The following is a 13815-nucleotide window of genomic DNA, read 5'->3' on the forward strand; positions in this document are numbered from 1 at the left end:
GCTAAACCATAAACGAATTTGTACTAAAAAGGTATGTTAAACTGTTGCTAAGCGAATATGAACCAATGATGACGTTTGTGCTAAAATGAATGCAATCCAATCATAAGATATAAGAGGTACTGATCATGTATAAAAAATTCTTCATTTTGATCTTCGCTGCCGCCCTTCTTTTAGGGCTTATTAAAACCGTTATGGATATGTAGAAAAAAAGCCCGATTGCTGACTTATGCCAGGAATCGGGCTTTTTTCATTTTCGTTTAACCTCTCCATTCAACTTCCCCATTTTCGGGATAAGGATAAAAAACAAACAAACGACCAAAAGTGCCAAAACGATGCCAAGCAATATCGTCAGGTCAAAATTAAGGGAAGGCTCTGTTTCTTCTTCGCTTCTCGTTCGAACGCCGACCTCTGAGAATAATCCAAGCTGATCGGCTTTTGAAGCGATTGTATTATTTTGATTCCCCGTTACCGGAGACAGAAATAATGAGTCCTCCACCGAGTCAATGACATCATATTTCCCTCTTTCAAAAGTGAGGTCCTTTTGTTCTTCAGGCAGTTTCCGCTTCTGTTCCAATAATCCTTCTTCATGGAAATACTCCGTTTGAATATCAATATCGTTTTCTTGATATTCATTAGGCTCCACCATGGGTTCATCTTCCGCCCCGCCATGAGGTGCATGGCTAAAAAACAGGATGAGCAAGACAGGCATTACGTATTTATTCCACTTCATGGGCCATTGCTCTTCTTTCTGTCAGACGCTTCACTATATATGGAATGATCGTTGCAATAAGCGTCAGCACAATCAAGATGATACTAGCCGGAATGAATGCCGACTGATTTCCGAACTGAATGGACATATATACATCTGCAACCGGGTGGTCTACATTGAAATTAGGCATGATTAAATCCAATAATGGAATGGTAAGGAAACTGATCAAACCAATCACCAGGATAGCACCGACAAACGGCCCAATCGAGAAGGCAAGCCGGGTAAACGCTGAACAGAAGAATAAAAGCAGGACGGTGAAAACGGTCCATTTAATCTCCTGCATATCTCCCAGTGGATAGATCTTCAAACCATACATGCTGATGATTAAACCTACGATCAGATTCAATAAGGCAAACAAGGCCGCATGGACCATCATTGGAATGGTTTCATAATGATGCAGGAAGAAACCGATCAATAACCCAGAAATGAGTATGATCACCAACATGACGATCGGCGGGATATTAACCTTTTCCTGATGCAGGACTTCCCCGCTGATTTGTACGGGATTTGCTAAATATTCGTACACATATCCGTTTTCCTGATCATCGACTAGAGTGTTATTCAAGACACTATAGACGTCCGTCTTTATTTTTACGGTCGAATCTACATTTTGGGACCAATTATCATTAAGCTGATCGGCCCTTTCCTGTACTGATCCAACTTTCGCTTGCAGGTCTGCTGTATCCTTCGTGACAGTGTCCTGCCGTTCCGCTACAGAATTGACAAGCTCGGAAATGAAGCCGACAGTCGTTGCCGTATTGTCTTGAAGTGATACAAACATTTCTCCATCAAGGTTAACTGGCGGTTCGGCCTCCACTTCAGGAACTTCCATATGATCTGACAAATTGGCAGACACTTCTTGGCCCTTACCGGTAATTGCCGCTAATTCAGCTAAAGTAGCTTTCTGCCCCGTTTCAACGTTAGCATCATATTCTTTCATATAACCCATAATGGAATCCGAGAACATACCGAAGTTCTCATTGACTCCTGCTAAACTGGCTTTAACGAGTTTCGCTTCTTCATCTACGTTTCCGGAGACCCCATTTTTCAAGTTTTCCAATTCTTTTATATTGGCTGCAAATACCTTTTCTACATTTGCTTCCGTGACTCTTTCAGCCAATTCACCATAAGATGAGAGTGAACCGTAATAGGCAAGGAGGGTAGTTGAATCACGATTCGTGATAGGATTTTCAAAGGCCTTCACCAGCACCGCTCGCCTTTCTCCCCCCACCTTTTCTAGAAGTGATTGTTCGAGAGTCTTGATTTCAGCAATGGCCTCGTCAATTGTCATGCTTTGGATGTCCTGTAATTTTTGAATATCTTCCTGTGACTTTTTCCATTGGTCACCTAAATCCTTATAATTCGTGCCGAGTTCATTATAATCAGCTTGTAATTGCGTAAACTGCGCCAGCAGTTCATTATATGAATCTACCAGTGTATTAAACTCGGTGATCACTTGATTATAATTTCCCGTTCTGCCGTTTACCGTTCCGCTGAGATTATTGATTTCCGCTTGGAGTTCCGCTGTTAGGATATTGATTTGTTCAGCAGCTCCTTCACTTCCTTCTGCCGGCACCAAACTTTCAAGTGCCGTGTTAATCCCAGTGATTTGATCTAGCAGTACCTGCAGTGACAGTTCATCAATCGGGTCCTTCTTTTCAGGTACAGCAACCGATTCACCTTTTCCCGTTTCCGTTTCAATATCTTCTATAGGCTTCGTTCCTTCACCAATAACCTCCCCATCACCAGAACTGCTTGCAAGATTCCCTCTTTGCGCAAGCAAGGTAGACTGAAGATTATCAAGACCCGCCTCTTCCGATTGTTTCAATTGTTCAATCGAGCTTTGTTGATCTTGAGTGATTTTTGTAATTTGTTCTACTTGATCATCCTTCATGCTTGTTGAAAATTGTTCCAATTCATTACTGCTGGAATCGAGCTTCTGCTGCATGATTCCAACATTCTCACTAATGCCTTGATCATTAAGACTGTATTTCGTATTCATCCCTTGCTGAATCTCAGGTATTGTTTGGTTCCCCTCATTCATCACCTTGTCATATGATTGTACACTCTCGTTGACAAGCTGCTGATTTTGGGCAGAGGTTTTCTCAAAAAGGATACTTTGAGCTTTTTGATATTCCTCAAAAGAAACTACATCTTTCACAAATGAAGCCATTTGAGTCTTCGTGTTCCCTATTTCATCCATTGTTTCATTACTTGTTTTGCCAGCATCCTTCGTCTCGGCAAAGACTCCTTCAAGCATGTCCTTGTGCTGCTTGATTTCGCCGGCAAGGCTTTCCGAGCTTGGAGTATAAAACTCATACATCGTGTTTTGAAAAGCGATTTCTTTAGCAAGGACATTATCGAACTTCTTACGGATATCCTCGACTGATTGGGAAACATAGCTCCAATACTGTGTTGAAATATGCTTATTCATTTTGCTCTTTGTCTTCTCTAATTCCTTTTGTACCTTTTCCATGTTCTCAGCATTCAAACTAGGTTGTACCTTGTACTTTATCCCCGCCTTGATAGGCTGTTCATCATCGAATGTATAAATATTCTCTGAGAAATCGGATGGAAAATATATGACTGCATCATACTTTTCATTTGCAAGTCCACTTTCCGCCGTACTCCTATTTACCACAAACCACTCATATTCAGAATCCTTGTCCAGTGTAGTAACAAGCTCTGAGCCCATATAAATGGGATTATTGTTAAATTCAGTGCCATTATCTTCATTAACAATGGCGATTTCACGAGAAGCCGTTTCTGTCTTTTTCATTGGATTTTGGCCAATATAAGAAAAAAACAAGATTGGCAGCGCTAAGATCACCAGTATTTTACCGATTAACAGCATCGGTTTTATTTTTTCAGACACTCTCTTGCACTCTCCTTCTTTCTTCACTTAGTGGAATTTGGATTTTACTCTCCTGGCCATTCAGCACAAAGTATCCGTAACCCGGCTGTATTTCTTCTTCTTTTCTTGAATAAGAGAGGGTATACAAGCTTTGGTCCGATTTTTTAAGAAGCAAAACGGCCTGTCTGACTTGTTTCAGTTCGGTTGTCAACGAATCATATCCTTTGGTGAAGTCGTTGGCATTTCCAGCGACAATCAGACTAAACCCAAGGTGGCTGTATTGTTTCATTAAACCGCTGATCCTATCCTGAATCCTGCCGTCGATCGTTTGTTGGATCCTTGAAATGCTATCTATGATAAACATGATCCTTGGGAATTCCAGTGGCTTCATCGGTTTCATTTCCAATGCCTCTAGATAACTTCGTTCACGTTCTTCAAATATTCCAGTGATATGATCGAGCCATTCGGTTATCTGATCTTTTGTTTCCACATAGCTCACCTTCTCCTCTGTGGCATAAGAAGATAGGCCACGATCCACTCCGTCAAACAAACCAATTTCCCCAATTGTCTGTGTAAGCAATGATTCCAGTAGCACTTTAAGGACATTGGTTTTCCCTTTACGTGACTGTCCTACGACAAGCAGGAATGGATTGGAATTCAACTCCAACAAAACAGGTGTAACGCTTTCCTCTGAAAGTCCGATTGGAATGGAATCCTTCTTAATGGCTTGTGAGCAGTAACTCTTGAAGCTGCTGGAATCAAGACGTGCCGGTAACATCCGAATCGCCGGCGGTTTGGCCATTTCCTTATATTTAACCTTATGATCTGCCACCGTCTGTTTCATTTCTTCCAAGACGGCTATATCATCCGCTCCATCGGCTGGAAGATAAACCTGCGTGAGATAGGTTTGGTCCTTCTTCACTAACGCCCTCCCCGGAACAGGTTCATTTTCATAAGGGGTTCTTCCCAAAACCGAATATTGTTCCGAACTGTCCATTAAGTAATGGACGACCTTCGTCTTAAGACTATTCATTAACGGCTGGCGAATCGCATTGATTCTCGTTGCCGTTAAAATCATGAATATTCCAAGTGATTGTCCATCACGTGCAAACTGAACGAATTGTGCTTCCTGGTCCTGCATCTCATCCTTCACTAAGTCAAAATTGTCGACCACGATATAAATAATCGGCAATTTATCTTCCACTAATGCATTATAAAGCTTTATGTTACTAAGCTCCTTTTCTGAAAAGAGCTGCTTACGCCTTTCCATTTCCGCCTTCATGAATAACATGAATTTTTCGATTTTCCTTAGCTCATCGAACCTAAAGTATTCCCCAGTATGAGGCAGCTGGCGCATTGGCAATAAAGCGCTATTCCCGAAATCGAAAATATAATAATGCAATTCTTCAGGACTGAATTGATCTGCAAAACTAAAGAGAAGTGTCAATACGGTGGTTGACTTGCCGTACCCGGAAGAGCCAAAAACACCAACATTCCCATCTTCAATCCAGTTATAGACATAATTCGTCTGGCTCTGCAATTCTGGCTCATCCTTCATTCCCAGGTGGATTTGATTCCTCGTCAGGCTTCTTTCAGTAATTCTCGATAAGCGGTCTGAAAGAGGAGGCAGCCACGGGCTTGCCAACTTCTTAATCTCCATTTCTTCCTGTGTCGCCACAATACGGTCCGCCACGGCTTCAATTTCACTAATCTTTTCTTTCCTCTTAGTAGCGGTTTGTTCCGTTACATTTGAGATTTGAACAAGTCCAAGGTCTGTGACAAGGGCCACTTCATCCTCAGATCCAACCGTATCCTCTAAATATGGTGCACCGCTCCACGCAGACTGGAACAATTCATAAACCTCGTTATTTCCTACCTGCAAATATCCCCGTCCGGTGACAGTAATATTTGCCGCATCGCTATTTTTAAGAATCTCCTTACTATCATTGGCATCTTGCACTTTCAAGGAAATTTTAAAGCGGGCATTGCTCCAGATCTGGTTATCAATAACACCGCCCGGCTTTTGTGTAGCAAGAATTAAATGAACTCCCAAGCTCCGTCCAATTCGTGCCGTACTCACTAATTCGCGGATGAAATCGGGTTCTTCGTTTTTAAGTTCCGCAAACTCATCTGATATCAAAAATAAATGCGGTAACGGCTCATCCGCTTTGCCTTCTTTGTATAAATCCGTGTAATCGTTGATATGATTGACTTCGTATCGATCAAACATGCGCTGGCGTTTCTTCAATTCGCTATTGATGGAGGCTAGTGCCCTGGCACTGAAGTTCTTGCTGCCCTCAATATTCGTAATGACTCCCAGCAGATGCGGAATCTGCCTGAATGGCTGTGCCATTCCCCCGCCTTTATAATCAATGAGCAAAAAGGCCACTTCATGTGGATGATAATGAACGGCTAATGAAAGGATGTAGGTTTGCAGCAATTCACTTTTCCCCGATCCTGTCGTTCCAGCAACCAAACCATGGGGGCCATGCGCCTTTTCATGCAAATTCAATTCAACCCTATCCGTTTTCCCTTTCAATCCAATGGGAACAGCCAAGGATTTGGAAGACTGATTGGTCCGCCAGTTTTGGCTGATAGGCAGATCTTCCACTTCACGGGCTTTCAATAATTCCAAGAATGATACCGTTTCTGGTATGGAATTGTTCATGCCTTTTTGATGATCCAGTGAACGCAGCGTACGTGCAAAACGCTCATTCCCTTCCTTTGAATGTACATCAAGTGTAAAAGGAGTATGAACAGCCTTCGTTTGCTGGATGAGAATCTCACCCTCAACATCATTGATATACTTCACTAGCGTATGGACATTTTCCGTCAAACTCTCTTTTGCATCCGCTGCAAAAATCGTCGAGATACCTAAATCGTCTGTTTTACCTTCTAAATATTCCAATATGACATGCTCTGAAATTAAATTACGATCCGTGACAATAAAGACAAAGTGGGGACTGAATCTCACTTTCCCTTTGTTCTCATCCAAATCTCTTTCCCTCAATAGCTGATAAATCGAGGTCAGCAGCTGGTCACGTGACTGCTCATTATATATAAAGCCTTTTGCATAGGCATGCGGCAATTGAAAATGAGGGAGCCATTTCATCCATTCCCATTCCTGGTAATCCTTTTCCGGAAAAATGGCCACAAAGCGAACATCATGATAACTATGAAAAAAGGCCAGCTGCCCAATCAGTTGCTGCAGCTCCCGTTTAACAATCGATTCCTTTCCGACCAGGCCCATCGATCCGCTTGATAAATCGATCGATAAAGGAAGATCATCCAGGTTTTTGTATACATCCACAAGTTCCTGCGACTGCTCAAGTAAATCATCTATATCCCGATTGGACATATCACTGCTATTCACCGACACCTGATAACTTGATGGTATGGTCGCCGTTCCGATTTTAAAGTGCAGAGCATCTTCACTTTCCAAAGTTCGCTCCCATATACGGTCGTTAATACTGTCAGTCAGCAGCTTCATCCTTTCAAAGGAAGGGTAATGATAGAACAGCACATTCTTTTGTTTTTCAGACAGCTCTTGCAGTTCTTCCCTCTTCTGCTCTAAATATCTTGTATATACACGTTGACGTTTTTCTTCTCTGAGTTTTTGCTTCTTTTTGTCTTTAAAGTATTGTACCGTCGAGGTAACTAAAGTTGTTGTGAACATCACAATCGATATGATGATGAAAATCCCCCGAGGCTGAATGACCGTGATGACCCCCATGACGATTAGCATCATTAAAGGCGGCATAAGGATCAGCCATAACCCTCTATTATTATCTTCCGATTCTTGGCTCGGAAAAGATATCGTCACTTTCTCGTCCGGCAATTCGTAAATCATCCTTGGTGTCCGGCGAAATTGTGGATAGTTTTTCTTCATTTCAGAGATTGGCTTCTTCATTTTAGCTAAAGATGTTTCATAGCTCTCGGCACTATGAATCATCAATAAGTCACCTTCAATCAACCTCAGCACCATATTCGGCCAGCAAATCAGATCACCATTTTGAATGGGAACAGCTTTCGTTACTTTTTCACCATTCATGAATACCCCGCTATTTTCCTTTGGCATGAGCAGCCACTGCCCTTTATGAAGCACAAAGGAAACCCCAATGCCGGAAACGGGTCCTTCTTTACGGATAGTCGCTCCCGCCTTGGCCGATAAAGTGATTTCTTTCAAGTTGCCTATATAATAGAGGCTTTCTTCCAATTCTCCTGCCGTGTAAAAAATCTCGACTTTTTCTTCTCCTTCATGAAAGGTGAAGCTCTGGAATGGCTTTACATCGCCAAGCTTCATGTCCTCTCTAAACACCTCATATCCATCAAGTCCTTCAGGTTTATTCAGCTTGATAGGACCATGTTCAAAGGAAATGGAATATATGGTGATCGTATCCTGCTTTGATGGACCAATCGTAATTGGACCGTTATGATTATCCTTGATCGTATAGGACTGGTAGTTTCCCTTAGAATAAATCCATAATAAACTCATTAAATCTCACCTCCGCAAAAGGCCCATTGCTCACTCTTTGCTTTTCTCTTTTTCTTCGGATGATTTATTGGAGGAATCCTTACTTTCCTCTTTCTCACCAGAAGCAGGTTCGTTTTCCGCTTCCTCTTTTACAGCAGGCTTTGCTTCCGTTTCGCCTTTATCCTCTAAATTCGATTCTGTTGAAGGCTGGTTCTCACCTTGCTGCTCCTCCAATTGCTTTTTCAATTCCTTTAGTTCCTTCTCATATTGGGATAGCTCCGTATCGACTTCTTTAATTTGCGTTTCCTTTTCTTCCCCAGAAAGGTTATCGTCCAACTTAATCTGTTCTTTCAGATTTACGAGTCCATACATAATCAATTCACGATCCTCCATGATTCTCGCCAAATCGATCGCGTCTTCACTCATGCCCCTGCCTATATAAATCCAATATAAGAGATACTGGCTATCGGTCTGCAAAGTGATTGCATTTTCTACATTCTTCTTTCTGACACCATCCAACGGTTCATAAGCGACGTATGACTTCGCCAATTCATATTGAACGACATAAGGCATTTTTTTCGGATCGTAGTTTTCCAACCGGTCAATGACTTCACTGTATTTTTGTTTTAAAAAGCTTTCACCGCTATCTACATATGCATCCTGCTTAGGTTGGGAGAAGAATAGTGTGTAAATCGTAAACAATAGCAGCGGCACTAGAACGATCATCGTACCCCAAAGTGTATAACGACCCATTTTCCATTTCTTTTCAGGGATATGCACAAATGATTTTTCTTCCTTCTCCAAATCTTCTATGCGATTTTGAATGACCATGGAAAGTTCATCCCAAGTCCCCGCTGCCAATATGCTTTGTGATTCACTCGATAGTTTCAGGGTTTTATGGTAAAGCAGATACTCTTCGAATGTATACTGCCCATCCACAAGCGCTGAAATCGTTGCCTTCGTTTCTTTAAATAGCTCATCTTGATTATGCTCATAAGGAGGCAAACTGTCTTTTACGCCATAATGCAGGAAATATGGGGCCAAGCTTGAATCAAAAACGATATTTTCCGGACAGACGACAAGTTGCAGGCGACTCAATTCATGATTCCTGATTTTCTTCAAGATTTGATAAGACGATAACCATCTGCTCAATGGATTTTTATCTTTAGCTTTGGAAAAAACAAAAAAAGAGGCTGGTGGATTTACTCTGATCTGCACCTCGTCCTCTGTCACTTCTATATGTTTCTGGAGAGCATCATCCGCTTCATGAATAAGCTGTAATTCCAATGGGTCTTGCATTGATAATTTTGCCCGTTGGAAAACGAACAAATGCCCATTATCATCCTTCATCATTGCAGCTTCTGTTTTTTTCTCCAGATATGAGGATTTTTTCTCATCCATTTTATGTAACTCCTTTACCCCTGCTAAAGGGCTTTAGACTTTTTTCCTATAAAGAGTCCACACTTGACCCATTAGAGGATCTCTAGGCGGTCCCCCGTCGTAATTCCGCTATCAAGCAGGGTTTCATAACCTGAACATACGAACTCTTTATTCTGGACCCGCACCCAATAGCCTTCTTTAGGTGCACTGGCAATATCCTTTACCTGCCATATGATTTCCACAACCTTTTTGATGGAGCGGTAATTCGACACTTGCAAATCAAATACTTCCCCTGTATACCTGTTTAAATCGATCGTTAGTTGAATATATATGGAAACCACCTCTTTAAAGCAAAAAAGCACCACGATCTTCATAAAGAGTCGCGGCGCTTTTTCCTAGAAATTTCTTTATCTCATTGACCTAATGATTATCCGCGAATTTGACTAGCAATCTGATTATCTGTGTCTTCAAGGATTTGAGCTGATTTATTCAATTGTTGAGAAACTTCATTCAACAAGCGAGCCATATCCATGAATGAAGGCTTTAATTCTTCGTACTGGCCTACGAAAGCCTCACTGGAAGAACCTTCCCAAATTCCAGTTAAATGATCTCTCATTCTATCTAAACGACCAATCATATCCGTTACTTGTTGGCTCTCATTATCATATTGTCTGGCTACATCTTTCAGTTCTGAAGGTGTTACGCGAATTTGTGACATAGAAAAAACTCCTCCTTTTATCTTATATAGTACATTTTAATAGAACCATACATTTTCTGCCATATAAATAACCACAAAGTCGAAAAATGGTAAATTATGATTATGCAAAAAAACCTATTTATGGCATTATGAAAGTCTATGTACCTGTTTTTCCATATTTTAAAACCCATTTCTTTAAAAATTTTAATCATTTTACTTTTTTATGGTAAAAAAAGTTCCTTATACCCATTATTTTTGAGCCATAATCCAATAATATGGTTCTCATCATAATAATAGTGACTTTAGACTTTCCTTTTAATCAAACGTTTGATTAAAGTTTGAATGCCATAATAATAATTCGGCCTGACTCCGATCTATTTATTAAACAGGGACAGCAAAATTAATACATGATTCAATGTCATATAACCCGTTCCAAGAAATGTTTCACAAACCGGGCACTTTCCACATTCGTACAGACGCGGATTCTTGGTTCGCCATCCTTTTGACCGATTGTCCTGCCTGTTTCTTCACCCTCGGTCACCACCTTGACGTTCATCCATTCTGAACTCACAAAACTTGAATCAATCGCAACCCCGACTGCAAGCGGATCATGAAGGGCGCAACCGCCCAAACCTGGATGGGAGTTTTCATATGCCTTCATATAATAATCGGTCATTTCCGCTAAAAATTCGGCGCTTTCCTTACCAGTGGCACGCCAATCATCAAGCTTCGATTTCAGAAGATATGTTTGCAGCGTCACATCAAGCCCCACTAGGGTGATTGGCAGTCCTGAAGTTAATACCTGATGTGCTGCTTCAGGATCTGATATTATGTTCGCTTCAGCATAAGGGGTTACATTTCCTGGTACGTTTACGGCACCGCCCATAATAACGACCTCTTTTACTAAAGACATGGTCATTGGTGCTTTTTTAATCGCCAATGCGATGTTAGTCAGTGGTCCAACTGCAATAATCGTGATTTCATGCGGTCTGCTTTGCACTTGATCGATGATGAAGTCTACTGCATTTCCCTGTGATGCTTTGATTGTTGGTTCAAACCGAAGGGTATTTCCTAACCCGTCTTCCCCATGTACATGCTTGGGATACCTCTTCTTCCTTCCGCGTACCAAAGTTTGGTCAGCACCTTCATAAACCGGAATGCGCCTATTTAATTTCTCCAAAACGGCAAGCGTATTGCGGGTCGATTCAACAACGGGCACGTTACCAAAGCAAGTGGTAAAACCGAGCACTTCTAATTCAGGGGAATTTAAAGCATATGCCATCGCCATGGCATCATCAATACCGGTATCTACATCAAATATGATTGGTTTCAATATTTTCACACCTTCCAAAATCACTTTTGGAGAGCCCTTAACTCTCATTGGCTCTCTTTTCTCTTTCATATGTATAAAGAATCACTGTTTTCCAACTGAATTTTAACATTCAACGATCGGCAATTCCACAGAAAGTTAGGAATAATCATAATTTGCAAACAAATAAACAATGCCAGCTGGTTCTTGTATCTTCCAGTAAAAATAGTTGACCGCCCATAAATATCAATGATATAAAAAGTGAAAAGAAGATGTTGCATCTTAGTAGTGACCTAATTCCCTTTTCAACTTGTTCGATGCAATTTGCGTTACGAATATGATTTCCAAGGTGGAAAAAGGATGAAAATGTTTAAATTGGTTGAAGATGATCCAGCGTATAAAAAAGGAACAAAATTCTTTTTAATATCACATTCAGAATTCATTGGCGTGAAAAGTTATGTATTACTGGCTGAAGATTTGAAAGGAAAGATCGAAGTGACGGAAGAGGAATTGAGGAATAAATTCGTTTCCATCCATTGATCCTCAGCGGACCATATAAACTAAAAAACGAGGGAATTTCAAAAATGAAATCCCCTCGTTTTTCTTATTTTAAGTCTTCAATCGAATCAATATCGACGTAATCCGGTACGACCAGACCAAGCTTTGTTCCTTTTAAGTTTGGTCCAAGGTCAACCATATCAGCTTTATACTTATTATAGTATTCAAGATGTGTTCCCGGGAGCCATGCAGCCACCATTGCGTCCGCACTTCCGTTTGCTACACCAGCAAACATTGGCCCTACCTCGACCTGACTCAAGGTTACATCATAGCCATTCTGCTCCAGTACCTTGCCAATCACATTTGTACTGGCAATTTCAGTGTCCCAAGCAACATAAACCAGTTTGATTTTTTCACCATTTCCTGATTGTGCACCTTTGGTCCATTCGGATACTTTGTCCTGATTTTCCTTTATCCATTTTTCTGCTGCTTCTGAAGGAGACATACCTTCCGTAACTTTGACCATTACATCTTCCATATCTTTCGTATCCCAGGAGAACTGATCAAGAATTTTATAAGCGCCAGGGGCATCTTGTTCAAGGCCTTTTCTGGCAATCGAGTTAATATTTTCAGCCTTGCCGAAGGATTCATTCGGATCTTCGAGATATTTCAAGTCATATTTTGAGAACATCCAATGCGGTGACCATCCTGTAACGACGATTGGTTCTTTTTTATCGATTGCTTTTTTCAATTCTGCAACCATCGCTGCCGATGACCCTTCAACCACTTTCCAATCATCCAGCTTATAATCATCCATAGCCGTTTTAGTCAACTTCATTATTCCTGCTCCAGGTTCAATTCCGATGATTTCATAATTGGCTTTAGCAGCAAGACTGTTTTCATCCCCGTTCACAGCTTTTTCTTTTGTAAAAGCACCGAATAGTGCAGTACCCACAACAAGTAAAGCCAATATTGTAAAGATGATTTTCCTGCTAACGATATGTTCGTAAGCTGGTTTACGAAGGTTTTGCGTGATACGATCTAAAATGATTGCAATGATTACGATGGATAATCCTGCTTCAAATCCTTGTCCCACATTAATTTGGCTGACAGCCCGGTAGACATCCGCCCCAAGTCCGGGTGCTCCAACCAATGAGGCTGTAACGACCATTGACAGTGCGAGCATGATGCTTTGGTTAACTCCCGCCATGATCGTTGGAGTAGCCAATGGTATTTGTACTTTGAATAACTTTTGGCTGCTGGTTGAACCAAAAGCATCCGATGCCTCGATCAAATCATTAGGCACTTCCTGAATCCCAAGATTGGTCATTCGGATTGTCGGTGCGATCGCGAAAATGAATGACGCAATGATTCCAGGCACTACCCCTATTCCAAAGAATAAGATCGAAGGAATCAAATAAACGAATGCAGGCATCGTTTGCATGAAATCCAAGATTGGGGTTACGATACTGCGCACGGTTTTATTTTGGGCACACCATATTCCGATCGGTATCCCGATCACTATCGTTAAAGCTCCTGACAATATAACGATTGCCAGAGTTTGGATGCTTGATTCCCAATAACCCAGATTATCAATCAATAGTAAGCTTATGAATGCAAATACTCCCAATGGCCATTTGCTTGTATAAGTAACCAGAAGGGTCAGGACGATGATTAAAACGATCGAAGGCCCTGCACTCATTACATCGACCAAGATATTCAATAGACCCTCAATTACATTCGTAATAAATGTAAATAATCCAGCAAATACAATAGTTATCCAATCCACTAAAGAATCGACCCAAGCTCCTAGTGGGATTTTCGGCATATTCAT

Annotated in this window: 9 protein-coding genes; 1 reads left to right on the forward strand and 8 read right to left on the reverse strand. The window is 41.2% G+C overall.

All coding sequences use genetic code 11. The features are described 5' to 3' along the window. Positions 1-247 precede the first annotated feature (247 nt). The 7 genes from essA to MPH60_RS26065 form a co-directional block, all read right to left on the reverse strand. A complete protein-coding gene (essA, locus tag MPH60_RS26035; protein ID WP_241594510.1) occupies positions 248-730 on the reverse strand; it encodes a type VII secretion protein EssA in 483 nt (160 codons plus the stop codon). Next, on the reverse strand, positions 717-3644 hold the full coding sequence (esaA, locus tag MPH60_RS26040) for a type VII secretion protein EsaA (RefSeq protein ID WP_241594509.1): 2928 nt from the start codon (positions 3642-3644) through the stop codon (positions 717-719). The genes essA and esaA overlap by 14 nt, the downstream gene beginning before the upstream one ends. Next, a complete protein-coding gene (gene essC / locus MPH60_RS26045) occupies positions 3637-8118 on the reverse strand; it encodes a type VII secretion protein EssC (RefSeq protein WP_241594508.1) in 4482 nt (1493 codons plus the stop codon). The genes esaA and essC overlap by 8 nt, the downstream gene beginning before the upstream one ends. Positions 8119-8148: 30 nt before the next feature. Continuing rightward, the gene (gene essB, locus MPH60_RS26050; RefSeq protein ID WP_241594507.1) at positions 8149-9498 is read right to left on the reverse strand and encodes a type VII secretion protein EssB; all 1350 of its coding nucleotides are present in this window, start codon (positions 9496-9498) and stop codon (positions 8149-8151) included. Positions 9499-9569: 71 nt separating this feature from the next. Further along, positions 9570-9809, reverse strand: coding sequence for an EsaB/YukD family protein (locus tag MPH60_RS26055; RefSeq protein WP_053537134.1), 240 nt, complete (start codon positions 9807-9809; stop codon positions 9570-9572). 95 nt (positions 9810-9904) lie between these two features. Beyond that, a complete protein-coding gene (locus tag MPH60_RS26060) occupies positions 9905-10195 on the reverse strand; it encodes a WXG100 family type VII secretion target (RefSeq protein WP_034306171.1) in 291 nt (96 codons plus the stop codon). Positions 10196-10592: 397 nt separating this feature from the next. Further along, on the reverse strand, positions 10593-11507 hold the full coding sequence (locus tag MPH60_RS26065) for a nucleoside hydrolase (protein ID WP_241594506.1): 915 nt from the start codon (positions 11505-11507) through the stop codon (positions 10593-10595). Positions 11508-11843: 336 nt separating this feature from the next. Here MPH60_RS26065 and MPH60_RS26070 point away from each other — a divergent pair, with 336 nt between their 5' ends. After that, positions 11844-12023 carry a hypothetical protein gene (locus MPH60_RS26070; RefSeq protein ID WP_241594505.1) on the forward strand — a complete coding sequence of 60 codons (180 nt, stop codon included), beginning with the start codon at positions 11844-11846 and terminating at the stop codon, positions 12021-12023. A gap of 64 nt (positions 12024-12087) precedes the next feature. On the opposite strand, the gene MPH60_RS27860 is transcribed toward MPH60_RS26070, so the two are convergent. Further along, positions 12088-13815, reverse strand: coding sequence for a glycine betaine ABC transporter substrate-binding protein (locus MPH60_RS27860; protein ID WP_272492863.1), 1728 nt, complete (start codon positions 13813-13815; stop codon positions 12088-12090).

The organism is Peribacillus sp. Aquil_B1 (genome assembly GCF_022603275.1).
Taxonomy (GTDB): domain Bacteria; phylum Bacillota; class Bacilli; order Bacillales; family DSM-1321; genus Peribacillus.

Bases quoted from the DNA above. Each gene is read 5' to 3' on its own strand.
- essA (WP_241594510.1), bottom strand. From the start codon at position 730: ATGAAGTGGAATAAATACGTAATGCCTGTCTTGCTCATCCTGTTTTTT.
- essC (WP_241594508.1), bottom strand. From the start codon at position 8,118: ATGAGTTTATTATGGATTTATTCTAAGGGAAACTACCAGTCCTATACG.
- essB (WP_241594507.1), bottom strand. From the start codon at position 9,498: ATGGATGAGAAAAAATCCTCATATCTGGAGAAAAAAACAGAAGCTGCA.
- MPH60_RS26060 (WP_034306171.1), bottom strand. From the start codon at position 10,195: ATGTCACAAATTCGCGTAACACCTTCAGAACTGAAAGATGTAGCCAGA.
- MPH60_RS26070 (WP_241594505.1), top strand. From the start codon at position 11,844: ATGAAAATGTTTAAATTGGTTGAAGATGATCCAGCGTATAAAAAAGGA.
- MPH60_RS27860 (WP_272492863.1), bottom strand. From the start codon at position 13,815: ATGAATATGCCGAAAATCCCACTAGGAGCTTGGGTCGATTCTTTAGTG.